Below are 22,362 nucleotides of genomic sequence, written 5' to 3'. Positions count from 1 at the left end.
CCCCGTCTCCCGCCCCCTCGTCGCCGAAACCACCGCCCTCGGCGCCGCCTACGCCGCCGGACTCGCCACCGGCTTCTGGACCACCACCGACGAACTCCGCCAAAACTGGAACGAAGACAAACGCTGGCACCCCACCTGGAACGACGACCAGCGCCACAACGGCTACGCCGGATGGAAGAAAGCCGTCGACCGCACGCTCGGCTGGGTGGACATCGACTGACACCGACTGAGCCTTTCGCCGTGCCGCGGCGCACTGTTGTCCGGGACGTCCGTCCGGGGACGGCTCGCCGCAACCCGGCCGACCGACACTCGTGACGGACCTCTTCTCGGGAGCATCGCAGTGACATCCGTAGCACTCGGACCGCTCTACCGCGCGGACGCCGTGCGCGCCCTCACGGAGACGGAGTTCGACGTCCTGGTCGTCGGCGGCGGGATCGTCGGCGCGGGAGCGGCGCTCGACGCGGTCTCGCGGGGCCTGTCCGTCGCGCTGGTGGAGGCGCGGGACTGGGCGGCCGGGACGTCCGGCCGGTCGAGCAAGCTGATCCACGGCGGGCTGCGCTACCTGGAGCGGCGCGACTTCGGGCTCGTCCGGGAGGCGCTGCGGGAACGCGGCCTGCTGCTGAACCGGCTCGCGCCGCACCTGGTGCGTCCCGTCCCGTTCCTGTATCCGCTGCGCGGGCGCGGGTGGGAGCGGGCGTACGTGAGCGCGGGCGTGACCCTGTACGACTCGATGGGCGGGGCGCGGGCGCTCCCCCGGCACCGGCAGCTCACCCGGCGCGGGGCGCTCCGAGCCGCGCCCGCGCTGCGACGGGACGCCCTGGTCGGTGCGATCCAGTACTACGACGCGCAGGTGGACGACGCCCGCTACACGATGACGGTCGCCCGCACCGCCGCCCAGTACGGCGCGAGGGTCGTCACGCGCGCCGAGGTGACCGGGTTCCTGCGCGAGGGCGAGCGGGTGACCGGCGCGCGCGTCCTCGACCTGGAGGACGGACGGGAGATCGCCGTCCGCGCCCGCCGCGTCGTCTGCGCGACCGGCGTGTGGACGGACGGCGCCCAGGCCATGACCGGCTCCCGCGCCGCGTTCGGGGTGCGGGCGTCCAAGGGCGTCCACCTGGTGGTGCCGCGCGACCGCATCCCGATGGACACCGGGGTGATCACGCGGACGTCCAGGAGCGTGCTGTTCATCATCCCGTGGGGGCGGCACTGGCTCATCGGCACGACCGACACCCCGCACGACGACGGCCCCGACGAACCCGTCGCCGACCACACCGACGTCGCCTATCTGCTCGACCAGGCGAACGCCGTGCTGCGCATCCCGCTGACCCGCGACGACATCGAGGGCGTGTACGCGGGGCTGCGGCCGCTGCTGTCCGCCGAGGCGGACGACACGGCCCGGATGTCGCGCGAGCACGCCGTCGCCGAGCCCGTGCCCGGCCTCGTCGTCGTGACCGGCGGCAAGTTCACCACCTACCGGGTGATGGCGCGGGACGCGGTGGACGCCGTCGCCGCGAGCCTGGACGACGCCGTCCCCGAGTCGGTCACCGCGCGCCTCCCGCTCCTCGGCGCGGTCGGGTTCGAGGTGCTGTGGAACGAGCGGCGGCGGCTGGCCGCCGCGTCCGGACTGCACGTCGCGCGCGTCGAGCACCTGCTGCGCCGGTACGGGACGTGCGCGCGGGAGCTCCTGGACCTGGTCGCGGACGACCCGGCGCTCGCCGCCCCCATCCCCGGCGCGGACGACTACCTGTGCGCGGAGGCCGTCTACGCGGCGACGCACGAGGGCGCCCTGCACCTGGAGGACGTCCTGGCCCGGCGGCTGCGGGTCTCGATCGAGGAGTGGGACGGCGGCGTCGCGGCCGCCGCCCACGTCGCCCGCCTCCTCGCGGACCGGCTCGGCTGGGACGAGGAGGACGTCGCCGACGAGATCAAGCGGTACGTCCTCCAGATCACGGCGGAGCGGCGGGGCGGCCCGGCCGTCGCCGAGCCCGAACCTCCCCTCACCGCCGTCTAGAGGCGTTCGAGGATGGTGACGTTGGCCTGGCCGCCGCCCTCGCACATCGTCTGGAGGCCGTAGCGCCCGCCGGTCCGCTCCAGCTCGTGCAGGAGCGTCGTCATGAGGCGGGCGCCGGTCGCGCCGAGCGGGTGGCCGAGGGCGATGGCGCCGCCGTTCGGGTTGACCTTCGCCGGGTCCGCGCCGGTCTCCTTCAGCCAGGCCAGCACGACGGACGCGAACGCCTCGTTGATCTCGACGGCGTCGATGTCGTCCATCGTCATGCCGGTCTTCTTGAACGCGTACGCCGTGGCGGGGATCGGCGCCGACAGCATCCGGATCGGGTCCTCGCCGCGCGCCGAGATGTGGTGGACGCGGGCACGCGGCGTCAGCCCGTGGTCCTTGACGGCCCGCTCCGACGCGATGAGCAGCGCCGCCGCCCCGTCGGAGATCTGCGACGACAGCGCGGCGGTGAGCCGCCCGCCCTCGACCAGCGTCTTCAGCCCGGCCATCTTCTCCGGCGAGGTGTCGCGGCGCGGCCCCTCGTCCGCCGACACGCCCTCGTAGGCGACGGTCTCGCGCTCGAACCGCCCCTCGTCGATCGCCCGGATCGCCCGCCGGTGCGACTCGTAGGCGAACTCCTCCATCTCCTCGCGGGAGATGTCCCAGTCGCGGGCGATCATCTCGGCGCCGTTGAACTGGGAGACCTCGGCGTCGCCGTAGCGGCGCGTCCAGCCGGCCGAGCCCAGGAACGGGCCCTGCGTGAACCCGAGCGGCTCGGCGGCGGTCATCGCGAACGCGATGGGGATCTGCGACATGTTCTGCACGCCGCCCGCGACGACCAGGTCGGACGTCCCGGCGAGGACGGCCTGCGCGGCGAAGTGCACGGCCTGCTGCGACGACCCGCACTGCCGGTCGACGGTGACGCCCGGCACCTCCTCGGGGAGCCCGGCGGCGAGCCAGCAGGTGCGGGCGATGTCCCCGGCCTGCGGGCCGACGGCGTCGACGCAGCCGAACACGACGTCCTCCACCGCCGCCGGGTCGACCTTGGTGCGTTCCATCAGCGCGGTCAGCACGTGCGCGCCGAGGTCGGCGGGGTGCGCGCCGGACAGGCCGCCGCCGCGCCGCCCGACCGGGGCGCGGACCGCGTCGACGATGTAGGCCTCGGCCATGGGACTCTCCTTCGTACGGGGGCTAGCCCGCCTCGATCCCCTCCAGGAACAGGGCGAGGTACTGCTTGGCGATGTCGTCGGCGGACAGCCGTCCGCCGCGCTTGTACCAGGTGGCGGCGACCCAGACGGTGTCGCGGATGAACCGGTAGACGAGGCCCGGGTCGAGGTCGGCGCGGAACGCGCCCTCCCGCACGCCGCGCTCCAGCAGCGCGAGCCACATCTCCTCGAACCGGCTCCGCGACTCGCGCAGGTAGGCGAACCGCTCGCTCGTCGCGAGGTGCTTGGACTCGTTCTGGTACAGGACGACGGCCGGGCGGTGCAGGTCGATCGTCCGGAACGACTCCACGACGATCCCTTCGAGCGTGTCGCGGGCGCTGAGCCCGGCCCCGAGGACGCCCTCGTAGGAGGCCCACATCTCGTCCAGGAAGGTCGACAGGATCTCGTCGGCCATCGCCTCCTTGGAGTCGAAGTGGTAGTAGAGGCTGCCGCCGAGGATCCCGGCGGCGTCCGCGACCTGCCGGACGGTCGTCGCGGAGTAGCCCTGGGAGGCGAACACCTCGGCGGCCGTGGCGAGCAGCTCGGCCCGCCGCTCCGCGCGGGCGGCGGCGGTGCCCTCGGCGTCGCGCCGTCGTGGACTCATCGTGGGTACGTCCTATGCGTGCTGTGAGGAGACTATGCGTGCTGTGAGGAGACGGAGACGACCTCGCCCGTCATGTACGAGGAGTAGTCGCTGGCCAGGAAGACGATAACGTTGGCCACCTCCCATGGTTCCGCGTAGCGGCCGAACGCCTCGCGGCGGGTCAGCTCGTCCAGGAGTTCCTCCGAGGTCACCTTGACCAGGTGCGGGTGCATGGCGAGGGACGGCGACACCGCGTTCACCCGGACGCCGAAGTCGGCCGCCTCCAGCGCCGAGCAGCGGGTGAGGGCCATGACCCCGGCCTTCGCGGCGGCGTAGTGCGACTGCCCGCGCTGCGCCCGCCAGCCGACCACCGACGCGTTGTTGACGATCACGCCCGAGCCCTGGCCGCGCATGGTCCGCAGGGCGGCGCGGGTGCAGCGCATGGTGCCGGTGAGCGTGATGTCGAGGACGCGTCCCCACTGGTCGTCGGTCATGTCGACCAGGTCGGACGTCCCGCCGAGCCCCGCGTTGTTGACGGCGGCGTCGACGCGTCCGAACCGCTCGACGGCGTGCGCGTACAGGGCGGCGACCTGCTCCTCGGACGTCACGTCGCAGGCCAGCGCGGCCACCCGGTCGGCGCCGAACTCCTCCGCCAGGTCGTGGGCGGACGCGGCGAGCCGCCGCTCGTGCGCGTCGGAGACGAGGACGCGGGCGCCCTCCTCCAGGCAGCGCCGCGCGGTCGCGCCGCCGATCCCGGCTCCGGCCGCCGCGGTGATCACCACGGCGCGGTCCTTGAGCAGCCCGTGCCCGGGGACATAGGCGGGCGGCGTCATCCGCGTGCCTCCTTCGGCAGGCCGAGGACGCGCTCGGCGATGATGTCGCGCTGAATCTCGTTCGACCCGGCGTAGATCGTGTCGGAGCGGGAGAACAGGAACAGCCGCTGCCAGTCGTTCAGGTCGTAGGGCTCGCCGTCCATGACGAGCCCGGCGGCGCCGAGGACGTCCATGGCCAGTTCCCCCAGCTCGCGGTGCCAGGTGCCCCAGACGAGCTTGGAGATCGACGACTCCGGGCCGGGCGCACCCGCGGCGACGCCCGCCATCGTCCGGACCGCGTTCAGCCGCATGATCTCCAGGCCCATGTAGGACCTGGTCAGCCGGTCGCGCAGCAGCGGGTCGCCGATCGCCCCGGTGCGCCTGGCGAGCTCCGCGACGCCCTCGAACTCGCGCCGGAACCCGACCTGCTGGCCGAGCGTCGCGACGCCCCGCTCGAACCCGAGCGTCGCCATCGCGACCTTCCAGCCGTCGCCGGGCGCGCCGACGATGTTGGCCGCGTCCGTGCGGGCCCCGTCGAAGAACACCTCGTTGAACTCGGACGTGCCGGTGAGCTGGACGATCGGCCGGATGTCCACGCCGTCCTGGCGCATCGGGACGAGCAGGTACGACAGCCCGCGGTGCCGGGACGAGCCGGGCTCGGTGCGGCAGACGGCGAAGCACCAGTCGGACTCGACGGCGAGGGACGTCCACACCTTCTGCCCGTCGATCACCCATTCATCGCCGTCCAGCGCGGCGCGGGTCTGCACGTTGGCGAGGTCGGACCCGGCGTCCGGCTCGGAGTAGCCCTGGCACCACAGCTCCTCCACCGCGACGATGGGCGGCAGGAAGCGGGCGCGCTGCGCGTCGGTGCCGAACGCGATGATCGTCGGGCCGAGGAGGTTCTCTCCGATGTGGTTGACCCGCGCGGGCCCGTCGGCGAGCGCGTACTCCTCGTTGAAGATCACCTGCTGCTCGACGGTGGCGCCGCGTCCGCCGTACTCCTCGGGCCAGCCGACGCACGTCCAGCCGGCGGCGGCCATGTGCCGCTCCCAGCCGAGCCGCTCCTCGAACGCCTCGTGCTCGCGGCCGGGGCCGCCGAGGCCGCGGGCGTGCGCGAACCCGCCCGCCAGCTCGGTCCGCAGCCAGTCGCGGACCTCGGCGCGGAAGGCCCGGTCCGCCGGGGACTCATGCTCCGTCACACGAGCACTCTACCAAACACTTGTTAGAAAGAATCACTCCGGGCCGCGGGTTCCGCCATCGGGCCGGGGCGCGCCGCGTGGTCCGGCGCGCCGGACGGCCGGTCGCGGTGCAGGAGGTCGAACAGCCGCTCCCAGCGGGCGAGCACCGCGTCCGGATGGAACCGCAGCACCGACGCGCGGGCCTCCGCGCCGAGCGCGCGGCGCAGGTCGCGGTCCTCCATCAGCCGCTCCAGCTCCTTCGCGAACAGGGCCGTGTCGCCCGGCGGGACGAGCACGCCGCCCCGGCCGTCCTCGATCAGCGCCCGGACGCCCGGCGCGCAGTCGAACGCCACCGTCGGCAGACCGTACGCCATCGCCTCCAGGACCGACATGGGAAACCCCTCCGCGCGGGACGGCAGCGCGAACACCGACGCCTCGACCAGCGCCTCCTCCACGTCGGCGATCACGCCCCTGAACTCCACGGAGGCGAGCGGGGCCGCCTGCTCCCGGAGGCGCTCCTCGTCCGGGCCCGCGCCGTAGACGTGCAGCCGCCAGCCGGGGTGCCGCGCCGCGACCCGCTCCCACGCCTCCAGCAGCAGGTCGACGCCCTTCTCATAGGAGAGGCGCCCGACGCAGGCGACGACCGGGAGGTCGAGCGTCGGATGGACGACCGGCGTCACGTGCACCGGGTTCGGGATGTAGTCGGCGTTGGTCATGCCCGCCCTGGCCCAGGCGTCGGCGTCCTCGGCGGTGAGCACGAGCATCCGGTCGGCGTCCGCGTAGTGCTCCTTGACCCGCTTGTAGCGCGACGACGCGCGCGTCGCCTCGAACGACTCGTGGCTCATCGCGACGACCCGCAGCCCGGAGGTGTCCGCCCGCCGGACCCACTCCATCGCCCACACCTGCGCGGCGATCACGACCGCGCCGGGACGGGCCCCGGCGAACAGCTCCGACAGCCGGGCCGCGCCGCGCCGCTGGACGGCCGTCCGCCACGCGCCGCGGGCCCGGGCCGCGACGTTCAGCCGCTGCGCCGCCGTCGCCGGACGCCAGGCCAGCACGGGCGGGCGCCACACCCGGTGCAGCACCTCGACGGCGTACGAGCCGTCCCGGTCGTGGTGGTGCGGGAGATCGCCGCGTGTGATCCCGACGAGCGTGACGCGGTCGCCGCGCTCGGCGAGCCGCCGCGCCATGTGGTGGGCCCAGCGTTGCAGCCCGCCCATGTCGTCGGCGTTGTTGCAGACGATGAAGACGTCACGCGGTGCGGCGGCCATGGCGTTCCCTCCCCCGGCCGGTCCGTGATGTGGGGAAATAGCGCTCCACGACGGCCCGGGCCGCCGATCCGCGGTCGTGCTCGCCGAAGCGGGCCGCGAACGCCCGGCGGCGGGCGGCGTGGCCGGGGGCGGCGTCGTCCAGGGCGGCGAGCGCGGCGACCAGCTCGTCCTCGGTGCGGGTGACCGGGCCGGGGGCGTGCCGCTCCAGGTCGAAGTAGCCCGGCGCGAGGTCGCGGCCGTCCGGCAGGTGCAGGACGATCGGCCGGTCCAGCAGCGCGAAGTCGAACATGATCGACGAGTGGTCGGTGACCAGCGCGTCGGCGAGGAGCAGCAGCGGGGTCACGTCGGGGACGCGGCCGACGTCCCGCATCACCGCGCGGGCGCCCGGCGGGACGTTCGCCCGGCACAGGTAGTGCGGCCGGACGAGCAGCACGGCCTCCTCCCCCAGCTCCCGCGCGAACACGTCCGGGTCGACGGGCGGGTCCAGGAGCCTGACCGGGCGGCCGCGCGGGCCGGTCGCGAACGTCGGCGCGTACAGGACGGCGCGGCGGCCGTCGTCCAGGCCGAGCGCGCGGCGCAGCGCGGCGACCTCGGCGGCCAGCTCCGGGTCGCCGTCCAGCCCGTTGACCAGCGGGTCGTTGCGCGGATACCCGGTCGCGAGCAGCTCCGAGCGGACCCCGAGCCCCGCGCACAGCGTCTCCACGTCGTGCCCGGACCGGACGAGGAAGCAGTCGAACCGCTCCACCATCCGCCGCAGCCGGGCCCGGTCGGCGGCCGGGCCGTGCTTGAGGCGCGGCTGGTCGAGCCCCATCAGCTTGAACGCCGAGCCGTGCCAGGTCTGGATGTAGGTGGTCTCGGGGCGTTTGCGCAGGCCGTCCGGGAAGCCCTGGTTGTCGACCCAGTAGCGGGCGCGGGCGAGCGCCAGGTAGTACGCCCACGTGCCGCGCCGCACCAGGCGGGCGTCGTCCGGGAAGCCCTCCCGGGACGTGGCGTAGGACCACACCGCGTCCACGTGCCTGCCCGACCTGCGCAGCTCCCGGTAGATGTACTTCGGATTGTCGGAGAACTGGCGTCCCATGTGGCTCTCGAAGACGGCCAGCCCGGGCTTGACGGGGAGCCTGCTCAGCACCCGGTTGAACACGGCGGTCTTGGTCTTCTTGGACGTCAGCGCCGTGCGGACGCCCTTCTTCGCGCGCCGCGCCCGCCGTCCGGTATGCCGCCAGGCCAGCCGCCCGGCCCGGGAGCGGACGGCCCGCCGCGCGGCCGTCCCCGCCCGCCGCGCCCACAGGCTCCCCGTCTCCAGGGCGAACGCCAGGTGCCCGCCCTCGGTGACGTACGAGCGGAGCCGGTCGGCGGCGAACCGCGTGAGCCGGGGACGGACGGGCAGCGCCGCCACCCCGTCCAGGGGCGGCGCGCCGGGGCCCGGGCCGGGCCGGGTGACGATCTCCTCGCCGTCCACGCGGAGGCGGAGCCGGACGTCCCACACCGGGTCGACGAACCCGACCGGCCTGATCCGCCGCCGCGGGTCGAACTCGGCGCGCCAGCCGATCCGGTCGCCCTCGTACCGGACGGACGCGGGCACCCGCCCGCGCGGGGCGCGGCCCCGCCGGTCGCGGAACTCCAGCGTGCCGGACAGGGCGGCGTCCGGGCCGATCCGGTTCAGCGGGTTCAGCATGTGCCCGGCCATGCGGACGCGCCCGTCCCGCACCTCCAGCCGCGTGACCGTGTTCGCCGGACGCAGCTCCTTCAAGGGCCGGACGTGGAAGCCGAACCCGGTCACGTCCAGGACGCGGTGGCCCAGCGACCCGCTCGGACCGCTCGCGCCCCAGAAGACCCGCCCGTCCCGCTCGACCAGCCGCGCCCGCAGCTCGGCGCGCCCGCCAGGGTCGTACTCGGCGGCGGCGAGCGCGCCCGCGTGGTCGCCCTCGCGGATCAGGTAGGCGGCGATCGCCGACAGCGGGTTCGCCTCCTCGAACACCCGCGGGTCGAGCCCGGCCAGGTACCCGCCCGCCAGATCGAGGAAGCGCGCCCGGTAGGACTCCTCGCGGTCGCGCAGTTCGCGCAGGTAGAGCATCAGATCGTGGTTGACGAACTTGACGTCCTTGGCCCGTCCGAGCGCGTGCGCGCCGCGCGCGTCGAACAGCCGGTCGATGCGGCGGTGGATCTCCAGCCGGTCGGCGAAGTTCGCGAGCTCGGCGCGCCGGTTGGAGATCGACGGGTCGAGGGTCCGCTCCCGGACCAGCCAGTTGTAGACGCGGTGCGGGATCAGCGCCGTCCGTCCGGACGCGAGGTACGCCTCGGCGGTGAACAGCAGGTCCTCGTAGTGCAGCCGCTCCACGAAACGGAGGTCGTGGTCCTCCAGGAAGCCCCGCCGGTACGCCTTGTTGGTCGAGAGCGTGTCGTAGAGGAGGTCGGGGTTGTCGTCCAGGGCCTCGTACACGGCCCTGTTCCGGTAGAGCCACGGATACCAGGGGCGGACCCGTCCCTTCACGCCCACGGGCACGTCCAGGAAGATCCGGTCGCACAGCCCCGACACGATGTCGGCGCCGGTGTCCTCGGCGGCGGCGAGGAGGTTCAGGCAGGCGTGCCGGTCCAGCAGGTCGTCGCTGTCGAGGAACATCACGTACCGGCCGGACGACGCCTCGATCCCGGTGTTGCGCGGACGCCCGCAGCCGCCCGAGTTCACCGGCAGGTGGACGGCCCTGACCCGGCCGGGATGCGCGGCGGCCAGCCGGTCGGCGATCTCGGCCGTCCCGTCGGTGCTGGCGTCGTCGACGACGACCGTCTCGACGCCGCCGAGCGACTGCGCGAGCGCGGAGCCCACCGCGCGGGGCAGCCGCCGCGCGTCGTTGTAGGCGATCACCACGACGCTGACATCGGGGCGCACGGCGACCTCTCCTTCCCACGCTCCGGCGGGACGCGGTGTCGCATTCCTTTCCAGAAACGCCGCAGTGAGGTCCAAGGGCGTTCAAAGGCTGTCAACGGTTGGCATTACCCGACTTCACCGGAGGCTCTTGGTCACTTCCCCCGGAACGCCAGAAGGAGCCCGGCCGGGGAGCCGGGCGCCTTCCTCCTGAGTGGATCAGGGGCTTCCTGAGCGGATCAGGACGCGTAGTCCGGGTAGCCGTAGCCGACCACCTGGGACTTGTCGCGGACCTTCTTCTTCACCGCGTTGTCGGTGTTGCCCTCGACAGTGGTGATCTTGCCGTTGCCGTTGTCCTTGACGACGATGCCGACGTGGTCGATCCCGCCGATGCCGCCGCTGGAGCCGTTCTTCCAGTCGAAGAACACCACCGCGCCGGGCTTGGCCTTGTGGCCCCACCGGTCGGTCTTCTTGAACCACGTGGCGTGCTGGACGGTGTAGGCGTCCCAGCCCATGTTCTTGACGCCGGTCTGGGCGCCGAGCCACGAGACGAACATGTTGCACCACTGGGCGCCCTTGTAGTCGTCGACGGAGAAGCCCCCGTCACGCTCGGCGGTCGCGGCGGCCTGCGGGGTCGACACGTACCAGTTGTGGTACTTGGTCATGCCGCCCTTGCCCTCGCGGGTGCCGATCTGCTTCTCGGCCAGCTTGATGACCTCGGAGGGCTTGACGGCGCGGGGCGCCACCTTGAAGCCCTCCGCGCGGGCGTCGGCGGCGGAGACGTTGCCCGTCCCGCCGTCGGCCTTCTCGGCGGCCTTCGCGGCCGCCGGGGACTCGGCGGCCTTGCCCTGCTGGACGACGGCCGCGGCCTGCGGGGCGTCGGCGGCGGCACGCTCGCCGGCGAGGGGGTTGAACACCGCGAGGCCGATGGCCCCGGCGAGGACCGCGCTGGCGGCGACGCCGACGGCCTTGTCCTCGGGCGTGAACCTGCTCAGGGAAAGACGATCGAAACGACCGGTCATGCAGGAAATCTCCTTACTCCCATGGCGCCTACCGGGTTAGCTGACGGATTCGGGCATGGAAGCAGCCCTACGGCGCGGCTCTCGCTCACGCCGATTCACCCCTGGAACCTGGGTCCCCGGCTCCGTTCCGGTCGTCTCGACCAGGACGGACTCGGCCTCGCACCGCGGAACGCGGTGCCGGATATTCGGATTGATCTACTGACTGATCTTGATGGGATGCAGCGCCCCTGGTCGGGTGCGCGTTCGCGGGCGGGATCCGCTCCGCGATCCTCGGCCGCGCGTGACGCGACCGGCGGCAACGCATGGGGTGCGTTGCGTGATTCGGACTGAAGGTACCAACCTTCTCAAGGAAAGCAAACCAGGCACAAAACTCCGTGGTGCCCGCTCAATGCGTCCTCAAGGATCCATCAACAGCCCATGGTGCCAGGGTGTTCCCGATCTTTCCCGGAGTGGCCGTCAGGCCCTTGTCCAGCGGGCTTACCGGCCCTCTCGCATTTGGTAAAGAACGCTTGGGCGACCCCTGCCTCGGCAAGGTCATCCGGCTCCCGGACGGCCTCCGGCCCCGGGTGGGGTGAGACGCAAGTCACACCGGGTGATCATCGCAGGTCAGAGGTGCCGTCCGTCACTCCACGTGCAGGGCGAAGAGCGTGGTGTCGTCGGCGGCGCGGTCGTGCCCCATCCGGGCCAGCACCTGGTCGAGCATCCGCTCCGGCTGCCGGGCGCAGTCCTGCAGGATGCCGGTGAGCCGGTCGATCCGCTCGTCCAGGTCGGCGTCGCGCCGCTCGACCAGCCCGTCGGTGTAGAGGAACAGCATGTCGCCGGGCAGGAGCCGCGTCGCGACCGTCATGTACTCCCATTCCGGCATCGCGCCGAGCAGCGGGTCCCGGACGGCCTCCAGCGGCACCGCCCGGTCGTCCCGGATCAGGATCGGCGGCGGGTGCCCGGCGCACGTCCACTCCAGGACGCGGCCGCGCGGCTCGAACTCGGCGACGATCGCGGTGCCCGTCGCGGGCGGCTCCATGCTGCTGACCAGGTCGTTCAGCCAGCCGACGAGCCGTCCCACCGGCTCGCCCGTGCAGGACAGGCCGAGCAGCCCGTTGCGGGTGCGGGCCATCGACGCGGCCGCGGGCAGGCCGTGCCCGGCCGCGTCGCCGATCGCGAACAGGGCCCGGCCGTTCGGCAGCCGGCGCAGCGCGAACCAGTCCCCGCCGATCCGGGCGGTGGTCTCCGCCGCCATGCTGCGGATCGCGGTGCGCAGGCCGGGGAGCTGCTCGACCTCGTCCTCGTCCGGCATGATCGCGCGGCGCAGCGTCACCGCGACGCGCCGCTCCTGCGCCATGCGCTCCTGCTGCTTCAGCATCTGCCGGCGCGTCTCGGCGAGCGCCCGCTCCACGCCGCGCCGCCGCGTGATGTCCTGCGAGACGATGTTGATCGACACCGGCAGCCCGGACTCGCCGAGGACCGGCTCGGCGAACACCCACAGGTTCCGCGGCGTCCCGTCCTTGCCGATCACCCGGTGCTCGGCCTCCACCGGCTCCCGGCGCGAGAACATCGTCTGGACGGCCTCCTCCACCAGCGGGAGGTCGTCGTCCGCCACGACCTTCGGCAGGTCGTGCGGCATGGGCGGCACCTCGTCCGGGGCGAGGCCGTAGTTGGCGAGCATCTGCGGCGTCCAGTCCGCCTCGCCGGTCGCGAGGTCCCACTCGCCGAACCCGATCAGGGCGAGCCGCTCCACCCGCTCGAGGCGCCGCGCGATCCGGTCCTCGTGGAAGTGGTAGCGCCAGGTCACGCAGACGCCGGTCGGCACCGCGACGCACCGCACGCTCATCCGGGACGATCTGGACAGCCCCCGCTGCGCGGTCGAGTAGAGAATCGAGGAGCGCTCCAGGCTGGGACCGCCCTCCAGCACCTCGACGTACTGGTCGAAGAGCCCGCTCAGCACGGCGCCCGGATCCGTCTGCAGCAGCCGGAGCCCGATGAGCTCCTCCTTGCCGCGCCCGAACATGTCCCGGGCGACGTCGTTGAGGTCGGCGTAGAGGAAGTCGGCGACGCGGCCGTCCGGCCCCCTGACCGGGACCAGGTGCGTCGCGGAGTCGAGCGCCCCGTCGAGCACCGCCCGCGCGGCCGGGTCGTCCGGCACCGCGGCGAGGATCTCGGCGTCGTCCCCGGTGTCCTCGGCCGTCACCCGGCGCAGCACGTCCTCGGCCTCGGACAGCACCACCTGGCGCTCCGCCGTCGCCTCCTCGGCGCGGGGCGCGTTCCGGCCCGCCGCGACGGCCCCGACCGCGCCGCCGCCCCCGTCCTTGACCAGCAGGGACGCCGCCTCGGCGAGGTCCATGTCGAGGTCGCGGGCGAGCCAGATCAGATGCTGCAACGCCTCCGCGGGCGGGACGCCGAGCCGCCGGGCCAGCACGACCCGCGCCTCCGACAGCACCGCGCGGTCGTGCGCGGCGTCCCGCAGGTCCTCCAGGTCCGCCACGTGCGCTCCGTGCGCCCCCGGCTGCGCCGAGGCGCCCTCCGCATCCGCCAACCTGTCCCCCGTTCCGGCAAGGCTGCCCTTGGGAGAAAAAAGCTACATACGCCACCCACGGACTATCCGCCGCGAACCACGCAAACAGTACGGATCTTTGCCCGACTTTTCCGTTGACGTCCGAACTCGACCGGTTCCGATGACCGTCTCCCGACGGAACCGTGGCCCACTACGTGACCCGCGTCACACCCGCACGAGCTGCCTCGCCAGATCGGTGACCCGCGCGGAGGCCGTACGGAACGACGTGCCCGCCGGCTGCAGCGTCAACACCACCACGATCTTCCCGTCCCCGACCACGCCGGTCGTGTGCAGGACGGGCCTTCCAAGCCCCAGATCGGGCTGCCACGCCGCGGGCCGAGCACCGCCCTTCCGGCACGGCTCCGCCGGGACGTCCCCGAACCCCGACCACCCCTGCTTCACGGCCCACGGCCGCTTCGCGGCGCTCGGAATCCCGAACGTCTGGTCGAAGCCGTCCGTCCCGCACGGCGTCGACCGCCGCAACTGCTCCAGGACGAACTCCCGCTGCCCCTTGGGCGCCTTCTCCAGCAGGTACCGGTACGTCTTCACCACGTCCCGCGCGCTGATCGCCGTGTACCCCCAGAACCCCGGCTTGTCGGCGGGCGGCGGCGCCGTCTCCGCCAGCCCCGCCCTCCGGACCATCCGCTCGACGACCTGCCGCTGCCCGCCCCGCCGCCAGAACTCCGTCGCCGCCTTGTCGTCACTGGACCGCAGCATCACCTGCAACAAGGCCCGATCCGCCGCCGACGCCCGGTGCCGCTCCAGATAGTCGAGCGCGATGAGGATCTTCACCACCGACGCCGACCGGAACGTCTGCCGCGACCGCCGCTCCGCGACCACCCGCCCGCGCTCGAACACCGCATAGGAGACCCGCACCCCACGCGGCACCCGCACCACCGGCGGTTTGCGCCCACTCGTCTTGGACGCCTCAGGACTCCCGCTGGCCACCGGAGCGCTCCCCTGGCCCTGCGGCTCCGCCCCCGGCCCACCGCCACTGCCCCCGCCGCACGCGCACAACAGCCCAAGACACAAGATCCCGGCCAGCCCCGTCCGCAACCACACCATCCGGCCTGCCTACCAGAGATCCACGGCCCCGTATCTCGGTACGCACGACCTCGCAGACTGCGCTACAGTAATCACGCCCGCTCCAACGGGCACCGGGACGTAGCGCAGTTTGGCAGCGCACTTGACTGGGGGTCAAGGGGTCGTGGGTTCAAATCCCGCCGTCCCGACACAGGTCGGAACCCCTTTGGGGGCTTGGTACGGAGGACGAAAGCGCCTCTCTGTGGGAATTCTGTGGGATGATCTTGAGATCGTCCCTTTTCGTTCGCCTGCGGCCTGGGGTGTAGGAGCTCGTCCAGCGCGGCTACCGGGGATCCGGGCGATAGAGCGCGCCGGGCTTGCAGGGACGCCTCCCACCGGCTCGTGAGCACCTCCAGCAACTCGTCCCGCATCGCCTGGGTGATGTGGGTGTAGCGGCGCTGCACCGATCCGTCCTCGTGGCCGATGCGCTCGTCGATCAGCACCGGCCGGATACCGGCCTCCTCCAGCATCGTCCGGTGGCTGTGCCGCAGGCCATGCGGCGTCAGGCCCGCGGCGATCGGCACCCAGCACATCTGCGCGCGCTCCCACGGGTTCCGCCCGCGCACCGGCCGGCCGGGGAACGGGTCGGCGCGGTCCAGGCCGCGAGCGCGGATCCGCTGCTCAGCAGCCTGGACCAGTACGGTACCGATCCCGCCCACTGCAGCGTTTTATGCACGGCCAGTTGCCAGAGGGTTCCCGCCTCGGGGGTCTTGGCGTAGTCGACTCCGCGACCGGTACCGGCAGACCGGACGGCGGGCAGACGGCGAGATAGTCCACCTCGCCGCGCGGCCCGATCCAGCGCCTTGGCCATGCTCGCCAAGCGAGACGGCGGCGCGGGCAGTCTGGCAGGTCACGCCAGGGCGGCCCGGGCCGCACCGGATGACAGAGCGCATTGATCACTTGGCGATGATCGGCCCACTGGCCGCCTGCCCGCCTGCCGACGGCAGCAGCGGCGTCGGCCGTTCCCCTTCGGCATCGGTCAAGTCACCACGCCCCAGCGACCCAACCAGCGCCCACCGTCAGCCGATCCAGGAAACAGGACCTAGCCCTGGCCCGTGTGGGCCGGCAGGGCGTCGCGCAGGGCCTTGCGGGACGAGATGCCAAGCTTGGTGAAGATCTTGCTGAGGTGCCATTCGACCGTGCGGGCGCTGATGAACAGTTCGGCGCCGATCTCGGGGTTGGTGCGTCCGTCTCGGGCGAGGCGGGCGATGTGCGCCTCTTGCGGGGTGAGGCCGGTGACGGGTCGGAGCGTCGGCTTGCGGATCCTCTGGCCGGTCGCCGCCAGTTCCCGGCGGGCTCGTTCGGCGAACGCCTCCGCGCCGATGTCGGTGAACAGGTCGTGGGCGGTGCGGAGCCGTTGACGCGCGTCGGTGCGGCGTTGCTCTCGGCGCAGCCACTCCCCGTACAGCAGGTGCGCGCGGGCGTGCTCGGGGCGCAGCGCGGTGCGGCCGAGCCGCTCGACGGCCTCGGCGTAGAACCGTTCGCTCTCGGGGCCCTCGGTGAGCAGGGCCCTGCATCGGGCCTCGATGCCTGACACCCAGTCCGAATCGCTCGCATGCTCGGAAAGCCGTCGCAGCGCGTCCTCTGCCTCGCGGGCCTTGCCGGTTCTGACGGCGGCCTCGACGAGTTCCGGAAGCACCCACCACTTGCGCTGCGGGACGTAGGTCTCGCCGAGGGCCTGTTCGGCGGCCGTCATCGCCTCCGCGTACTGGCCGAGACCGTTGCGCAGGATCGCCTCCGCCCAGTGCGCGGCATGGGCCGAGAGCCCCTCGCCGCGGTCGGCGGCGTGCGCCGCGGTCGCCTCGATCAACGGCATGGCCTCGGCCGGTCTGCCCCGGTATCCGGCCAGCAGCATGGATCCGCCGGGGAACATCCGCCCTCCGATCGCCTCGGCGACCACGTCGCCCTCGGCCAGGAGCGCGGCCGCCGGCCCGAGATCGCCGCGCCAGGCGGCCACCATTCCCTGCACGCTCAAGGCGGTGACCAGCGGAGCGAGCGCGCCGGAGCGGCGGGCGCGTTCGGTCAGGCGAGCGGCCAGGATCGCCCAGCTGTCGAAGTCCCACAGGTAGGCGGCGGCAGCGGGGACCAGAGCGCCGCCTCGCTGGAACCAGTCGGCGTCGGGATCGTCGAGGAAGGCGTCGACGGCCCGGCGCAGGCTCGGCGTCCCGGCGGCGACGCCCGCGTCGATCATGGTGACCAGGCCGTGCAGCAGCAGGTCGGCCGGTTCGTCCGACGGCACCAGCGTCGCCTTCGCGCGGGCGGCGGCCCGCGACACCTCCGGGAGGTGGCCCCCGGGCTCGGCGAGCCGGTCGGCGACCAGGGCCGCGATCCAGGCGTCGAGGTAGGTCTGCCGAGCGAGTCCCATGTCGAGTTCGTCGAGCCGTGCCGCGGCCGACAGCAGTTGGACCGGCCCGGCCGGACCGGGCGAGGACGCCCAGTCGATCTGTCCTCTGAGCTGCGCCACGTGGGCGCGCTGGAGGTTGGTGCGCGCGTCGGCCTCCGCTTCGGCGAGCAGCCCGCCGGCGGCCTGCAGGGAACCTGCCTGAAGGTGGGCGCGCGTGGCCGCGAGCGCGCGTTCCACCCGCGTCTCGGGCTCGTGGGTGAGCGCGACCGACCGTTGCAGGAACCCGGCTGCGGCGGACAGGCCGCCGCGGGCGCCGGCCCGGCCGGCGGCCCGCTGGAGTTCGGCGGCGATGTCCTCGTCCGGGGCGGTGGTCGCGGCGGCCAGATGCCACAGGCGCCGGTCGGGGTCGGCCGCCGGATCCGTCGCCTCGGCGAGCGCCCGGTGCACCATGCGGCGTTGTTCCGCGTCCGCCGCCGCGTACGCCGCCGAGCGCACCAGCGGGTGCCGGAACCGCACCAGGGAGTCGATGACGAGCAACTGCTCCGACTCCGCCGGGACGGCCTGCGCCCGTCCGAGGCCCAGCGCGCGCCCGGCACGCCAGACGAGGGCGGCATCGGCGGTCGAGTCGGCCGCGGCCGTCAGCAGAAGCAGCCGGGTCGCCTCGGGCAGGCCGCGGATCCGTTGCAGGTAGGTGTCGTACATCCGGCTGGACACCGAACTCGGGCCGCCGAAGCCGCCCGCCAGTTCTTCCCGGCTCATCCCGCCCACCAGTTCCAGGAGCGCGAGCGGGTTTCCGCGGGTCTCGGCGATGAGCCGGTCGCGGACGCGCTCCTCCAGACGCCCGGGCACGGACGCCGCCAGCAGTTCCCGCGCGTCCTCGTCGGTCAGCCCGCCGAGTGGGAGGCTCGGCAAGGCCGAGAGCCACTGGTCCTCGCTCTCATCCCGGAGGGCGAACAGCAACAGGACGGGTTCGGCGATCAGCCGTCTGCCGACGAACCCGAGCACCTGTTTGGACGCGCCGTCCAGCCATTGCGCGTCGTCGACGAGGCAGGCCAGCGGCTGCTCCGCCGCGATCTCGGACATGAGGCCGAGCGTCGCCAGGCCGACCAGGAAGGGATCCGCGGGACGTCCGCCCGCAAGGCCGAACGCGACCCGGAGCGCTCGCTGCTGAGGCGTCGGCAGTTCGCCGAGGCGGTCGAGCATGGGCGTGCACAGCTGGTGGATCGCGGCGAACGGCAGCTCCATCTCCGACTCGACACCGGAGATCCGCATGATCCGGAAGCCGGGCGCCTGGCGCGCGCAGTCGTGCAGCAGGGCGGTCTTGCCGATTCCGGCCTCGCCCCGGATGACCAGGACCGAACCTTCACCGCGACGGACCCTGCGGAGCAGGCCGTCGAGTTCGGCACGCTCGCGGGCGCGGCCCGTGAACGTGGGTGTGCGCGGTCCGGGCATGCCGAAAGGATAAGACCGGCGACCATGCCTCTGGCATTTCGTCGCCCGGGCTAGGGCAGGTGGAGCACGCGTGCTGGGCCCGGGGACGGCCCCGGCACTGCGCGGGCGAACCGTCCAGGACCTCCGGCCACGTCTCGACCTGCGTGTGCGCCTGCCGGACCGTGCGGTCGCGGCGCCCGTGTGACCCTGCGGACCGGGGGGATGGCCGGGGGTGGGCACGGGCGCGACGCGGGCCGGCTCTTGACAGGCTCGAACACGAAAGGGAAGCGCACGCGCGGGGAGGGCGAAGTGAAGGTAGAGGTGCCTTTGCGGGTCAATGACGGCGATGTGCTGTTGTGCCTGGACGGCTCTGTGACGCTGCTGGACGCCCTGCGGGACCACCTGGGATTGGTGGGGACCAAGAAGGGCTGTGACCAGGGCGCGTGCGGTGCCTGCACGGTGCTGCTCGACGGGAGGCGGGTGCTGTCGTGCCTGACGCTGGCCGCGCAGTGCGACGGTCGCGAGGTGACGACGGTCGAGGGCCTGGCGTCCGGCGGAGATCCGCATCCGGTCCAGGACGCCTTCGTCCGCCATGACGCCTTCCAGTGCGGCTACTGCACCCCCGGGCAGATCATGTCCGCCGTGGCGCTGCTGGCGGAAGGGCGGGCAGGGTCCGACGAGGAGGTCCGCGAGTTCATGAGCGGGAACCTGTGCCGCTGCGCCGCGTACCCGAACATCGTCGCCGCGATACGCGAGGTCGCGGCGACCAGGCAGGGCGTCGCGATGAATGGGCAGGGGGAGGCACACGATGCCGGACTTTGAGTACGTCCGGGTCGCGACCGTCGAGGACGCGGTCGCGACCGTGAGCGGCGATCCGGGAGCCGCCTACCTGGCGGGCGGCACCACCCAGCTCGATCTGGTTCTCAAGGACGGCGTGTTCGCCCCGCGGCGCCTGGTCGACGTCACGCGGTTGCCGCTGCGCGGGGTCGAACGAGCCGGGGGGACGCTTCACATCAAGGCGATGACGACGATGGAGGAACTCGCGGCCGATCCGACGGTGGTCGACGAGCTGCCCATGGTCCGCGAGGCGCTCCTGGCCGGGGCGTCGACCCAACTGCGCAACATGGCCACCATCGGCGGGAACATACTGCAGCGCACACGCTGCCGCTACTTCCGCGACCCGGCGGTCGCGGCCTGCAACAAGCGTCGCCCCGGGTCTGGATGCGCGGCGGTGGCAGGCCCCGCCCGCATGCACGCGATCCTCGGTGCGAGCGAGCACTGCATCGCCTTGCACGCCTCCGACCTCTGCGTGGCCCTGGTCGCGTTGGACGCCGTCCTTCACATCCAGGGCTCCTCAGGCCGGCGGCGGGTCCCGCTGACCGAGTTCTACCTCCAGCCCGGGGAACGGCCCGACCTGGAGACCGTGCTGGAGCACGGCGAGCTGATCACGTCCGTCGAGGTGCCGCCGCTGCCCGCGAACGCCCGCTCGGGATACCTCAAGGTCCGTGACCGCGCCTCCTACGAATTCGCCCTGACCTCGGCGGCGGCCGCACTCGTGATCGAGAACGGCCTGATCGCGGCCGCGCGGCTGGCCCTGGGCGGCGTCGGCACGGTTCCCTGGCGCGCCCGCGAGGCCGAAGAGATCCTCATCGGCGCCCCGGCGGACGAGCCGACGTTCCGCGCCGCCGCGGAGGCCGCGCTTCACGACCCGTTCACGGTGCCCGGCACCGCGTTCAAGGTCGAGCTCGCCGAACGCACCGTCGTCCGGATCCTGCAGACCGTGGCGAGGATCGAGCCATGACCGAGACCGAACCAGGCGGCACGGTCATCGGCGCCGGTGTCGACCGTGTCGACGGCCTCCCGAAGGTCCGCGGCCAGGCGCCCTATCCCTCCGACGTCGCCTACCCCGGCCTTGCCCATGCCACGGTCGTCCAGAGTGTGATCGCGGCGGGACGCCTCAGCCGCCTCGGCACCGAAGCGGCCGAGGCCGCGCCGGGCGTCCTGGCAGTGATCACGCATCAGAACATGCCGCGGCTCGAACGCGGGCCCGCCACGCTGATCGGCCCCGCGCCGGTGACTCCCCTGCAAGACGACCGGGTGCTGCACCACGGGCAGTACGTGGCGGTCGTCGTCGCCGAGACGCCGCAGCAGGCGGCCGCGGCGGCGCGCTTGGTCGACGTCGGCTACGAGCCCGCCGACGCGCTGCTGGAGATCGGCGACCCCCGCGCCGAGCTGCGGGTCGATCCGTGGGGCTCGGGCAGGCGACGCGGCGACGCCGAAGCCGCGCTCGCGTCGGCGGAGGTCACCTTCGAGGCCGCATACTCGACCGCGGCCAACACCAACAACCCGATCGGCCTGTTCACGACGGTGGCGGCATGGGACGGCGACACCCTCACGCTGCACGATTCGACCCAGTGGACGGCCAACGTCCAGGCGACGGTCGCGGCGATCTTCGGGCTTCCCCAGGACGCGGTGCACGTTAAGGCGCCCTACCTCGGCGGCGCCTTCGGCGCGGGCCTGCGCGTCTGGCCCCACGTCATCCTCGCCGCCGTCGCCGCGCGAACGGTCGGGCGACCCGTCCGACTGACGCTCACCCGCCCGCAGATGTTCACCGGAATCGGGCACCGCCCCAGTACCGAGCAGACCGTCCGGCTCGGCGCGACACGCGCCGGCGATCTCGTCGCCTTCCAGCATCATGCGACCATCGCGATCGGGATGGCCGACGAGAACCCGGAGCCGGTCACCCTCATCAGCACATCGTCGTACGCGTGCCCGAACCTCGACGTGCGAGACGACGAGCGGCGGCTCAACATCCCCCCGCCCGGGCCGTTCCGGGCGCCCGGCGCGGCGCAGGGCAGTTTCGCGATCGAGTCCGCCATGGACGAACTGTCCTACCGTCTCGGCATCGACCCGCTCGACCTGCGGCTGCGCAACTACGCCGAGGTCGAGCCGCAGTCCGGGCTCCGCTGGTCGAGCAACGCGCTCCGCGAGTGCTACACCGCCGGCGCGGAGCGGTTCGGCTGGTCCGAGCGCGATCCCGCCGTCGGGTCGATGCGGGACGGGCACTGGCTGGTCGGCTACGGCGTCGCCGGAGTCAGCTACCACTGGTGGCAGGTGCGGTGCGAGGCACGCGCGACCATCGGCCGCGACGGCACGGCGTTCGTGCGGAGCGCCGCCAACGACATCGGGACGGGCACCCGCACGGTGATGACCCAGCTGTCGGCGGAACTGCTCGGTCTCGGCCTCGACGACGTCCGCTTCGACCTCGGCGACTCCACCATGCCGTGGTCGCCCGCGGCAGGCGGATCAGGTCTCACCACCTCGCTCGGCGTGGCCGTGCACGCCGCCTGCCGGGCACTGCTGCGCAGGTTCCTCGACCTGGCCGCCCGCGACGCCGACTCGCCGCTGGCAGGGTGCGCCATCGACGACGTGACGGTCACCGGCGGACGCATACACCGCACCGGCGAACCCGCGGCGGGCAAGAGCTACACCGAACTCCTGACCCGGCACCACCTGGACGAACTGACCGCCGACGGCCACGGCGCCCCACCCGATCCGGCGCAGACCGGAGTCGCGCCCGCACCGCCGTTCGCCGCGAAATTCGCCGAGGTGAGGATCGACGCCGATCTGGGCATCCTCCGTGTCGCCCGCGTCGTGACCGCAGTGGACGCCGGGCGGATCCTGAACGAGAAACTCGCCCGCGGCCAGATCGTCGGCGGCACCATCGGCGGCATCGGCCAGGCGATCCTGGAGGAGACCGCCTTCGACGCGGGGACAGGGCGGATCACCAACGCCACCTTCGGTGACTACCTGGTCCCGGTCAACGCCGACGTGCACGACATCGACGTCGTCTTCGTCGGCGCACCCGACCCGCTCACCCCGATCGGCACCAAAGGCGTGGGGGAACTCGGCCTGCCCGGCACGGCGGCCGCGATCGCCAACGCCGTCCACCACGCCACCGGGCGCCGTATCCGCTCGCTCCCGATCACGATCGAGCAACTGCTCTAGCGATGCGGGCCGGGCTGGACA

Annotated in this window: 14 protein-coding genes, 1 tRNA gene, 2 pseudogenes and 1 riboswitch; of the genes and pseudogenes, 6 read left to right on the top strand and 11 right to left on the bottom strand. The window is 73.0% G+C overall.

Features of this window, described 5'->3' with window-relative positions; genetic code table 11:
- Positions 1–220: pseudogene (locus FXF68_RS36175) on the top strand (glycerol kinase); the annotation flags it as partial.
- A gap of 120 nt (positions 221–340) precedes the next feature.
- Positions 341–2,011 carry a glycerol-3-phosphate dehydrogenase/oxidase gene (locus FXF68_RS36170; protein ID WP_148767325.1) on the top strand — a complete coding sequence of 557 codons (1,671 nt, stop codon included), beginning with the start codon at positions 341–343 and terminating at the stop codon, positions 2,009–2,011.
- Here FXF68_RS36170 and FXF68_RS36165 read toward each other — a convergent pair.
- The 9 genes from FXF68_RS36165 to FXF68_RS36125 form a co-directional block, all read right to left on the bottom strand.
- Positions 2,008–3,162 carry an acetyl-CoA C-acetyltransferase gene (locus FXF68_RS36165; RefSeq protein ID WP_148767324.1) on the bottom strand — a complete coding sequence of 385 codons (1,155 nt, stop codon included), beginning with the start codon at positions 3,160–3,162 and terminating at the stop codon, positions 2,008–2,010. The genes FXF68_RS36170 and FXF68_RS36165 overlap by 4 nt on opposite strands.
- 22 nt (positions 3,163–3,184) lie before the next feature.
- Positions 3,185–3,802, bottom strand: coding sequence for a TetR/AcrR family transcriptional regulator (locus tag FXF68_RS36160; protein ID WP_148767323.1), 618 nt, complete (start codon positions 3,800–3,802; stop codon positions 3,185–3,187).
- 32 nt (positions 3,803–3,834) lie between these two features.
- Entirely contained in the window at positions 3,835–4,614 is a 780-nt protein-coding gene (locus tag FXF68_RS36155) for an SDR family oxidoreductase (RefSeq protein WP_148767322.1), read from the bottom strand.
- Entirely contained in the window at positions 4,611–5,792 is a 1,182-nt protein-coding gene (locus tag FXF68_RS36150; protein ID WP_148767321.1) for an acyl-CoA dehydrogenase family protein, read from the bottom strand. The genes FXF68_RS36155 and FXF68_RS36150 overlap by 4 nt, the downstream gene beginning before the upstream one ends.
- 23 nt (positions 5,793–5,815) lie before the next feature.
- Entirely contained in the window at positions 5,816–7,042 is a 1,227-nt protein-coding gene (locus FXF68_RS36145; RefSeq protein WP_148767320.1) for a glycosyltransferase, read from the bottom strand.
- A complete protein-coding gene (locus FXF68_RS44575; RefSeq protein WP_148767319.1) occupies positions 7,023–9,929 on the bottom strand; it encodes a bifunctional glycosyltransferase/CDP-glycerol:glycerophosphate glycerophosphotransferase in 2,907 nt (968 codons plus the stop codon). The genes FXF68_RS36145 and FXF68_RS44575 overlap by 20 nt, the downstream gene beginning before the upstream one ends.
- A 215-nt stretch (positions 9,930–10,144) precedes the next feature.
- Positions 10,145–10,927 (bottom strand): CHAP domain-containing protein, encoded by a 783-nt coding sequence (locus tag FXF68_RS42825; protein WP_187438286.1) that lies wholly within the window; start codon positions 10,925–10,927, stop codon positions 10,145–10,147.
- Between the two features lie 11 nt (positions 10,928–10,938).
- A riboswitch (cyclic di-AMP (ydaO/yuaA leader) is annotated at positions 10,939–11,094 on the bottom strand.
- 455 nt (positions 11,095–11,549) lie between these two features.
- Positions 11,550–13,406, bottom strand: coding sequence for a SpoIIE family protein phosphatase (locus FXF68_RS36130; RefSeq protein WP_246179126.1), 1,857 nt, complete (start codon positions 13,404–13,406; stop codon positions 11,550–11,552).
- A gap of 234 nt (positions 13,407–13,640) precedes the next feature.
- Positions 13,641–14,423 carry a hypothetical protein gene (locus FXF68_RS36125; protein WP_246179125.1) on the bottom strand — a complete coding sequence of 261 codons (783 nt, stop codon included), beginning with the start codon at positions 14,421–14,423 and terminating at the stop codon, positions 13,641–13,643.
- Positions 14,424–14,633: 210 nt separating this feature from the next.
- On the opposite strand from FXF68_RS36125, the gene FXF68_RS36120 reads away from it, so the two are divergent.
- Positions 14,634–14,707, top strand: a tRNA-Pro gene (locus FXF68_RS36120).
- A 237-nt stretch (positions 14,708–14,944) separates the two neighbouring features.
- Here the strand turns inward: FXF68_RS36120 and FXF68_RS44865 are convergent.
- A pseudogene (locus FXF68_RS44865) lies at positions 14,945–15,091 on the bottom strand (tyrosine-type recombinase/integrase); the annotation flags it as partial.
- Positions 15,092–15,600: 509 nt separating this feature from the next.
- Entirely contained in the window at positions 15,601–18,354 is a 2,754-nt protein-coding gene (locus FXF68_RS36110) for a helix-turn-helix transcriptional regulator (protein ID WP_148767316.1), read from the bottom strand.
- 288 nt (positions 18,355–18,642) lie between these two features.
- Here FXF68_RS36110 and FXF68_RS36105 point away from each other — a divergent pair, with 288 nt between their 5' ends.
- Genes FXF68_RS36105 through FXF68_RS36095 form a run of 3 tightly spaced genes read left to right on the top strand, consistent with a single transcriptional unit; the run spans position 18,643 to position 22,341 of the window.
- Positions 18,643–19,155, top strand: coding sequence for a (2Fe-2S)-binding protein (locus FXF68_RS36105; RefSeq protein ID WP_246179124.1), 513 nt, complete (start codon positions 18,643–18,645; stop codon positions 19,153–19,155).
- The gene (locus tag FXF68_RS36100) at positions 19,142–20,134 is read left to right on the top strand and encodes an FAD binding domain-containing protein (RefSeq protein ID WP_148767315.1); all 993 of its coding nucleotides are present in this window, start codon (positions 19,142–19,144) and stop codon (positions 20,132–20,134) included. The genes FXF68_RS36105 and FXF68_RS36100 overlap by 14 nt, the downstream gene beginning before the upstream one ends.
- Positions 20,131–22,341, top strand: a complete 2,211-nt coding sequence (locus tag FXF68_RS36095) for a xanthine dehydrogenase family protein molybdopterin-binding subunit (protein ID WP_148767314.1) — start codon at positions 20,131–20,133, stop codon at positions 22,339–22,341. Before FXF68_RS36100 ends, FXF68_RS36095 begins: the two co-directional genes overlap by 4 nt.
- The last annotated feature ends 21 nt before the right edge of the window (positions 22,342–22,362 follow it).

Origin of the sequence: Actinomadura decatromicini, assembly GCF_008121305.1 — a bacterium.
Lineage (GTDB): Bacteria > Actinomycetota > Actinomycetes > Streptosporangiales > Streptosporangiaceae > Spirillospora > Spirillospora syzygii.
Note: the sequence above shows the minus strand (reverse complement) of the source record. Positions and strands in the feature narration are given on the sequence as shown.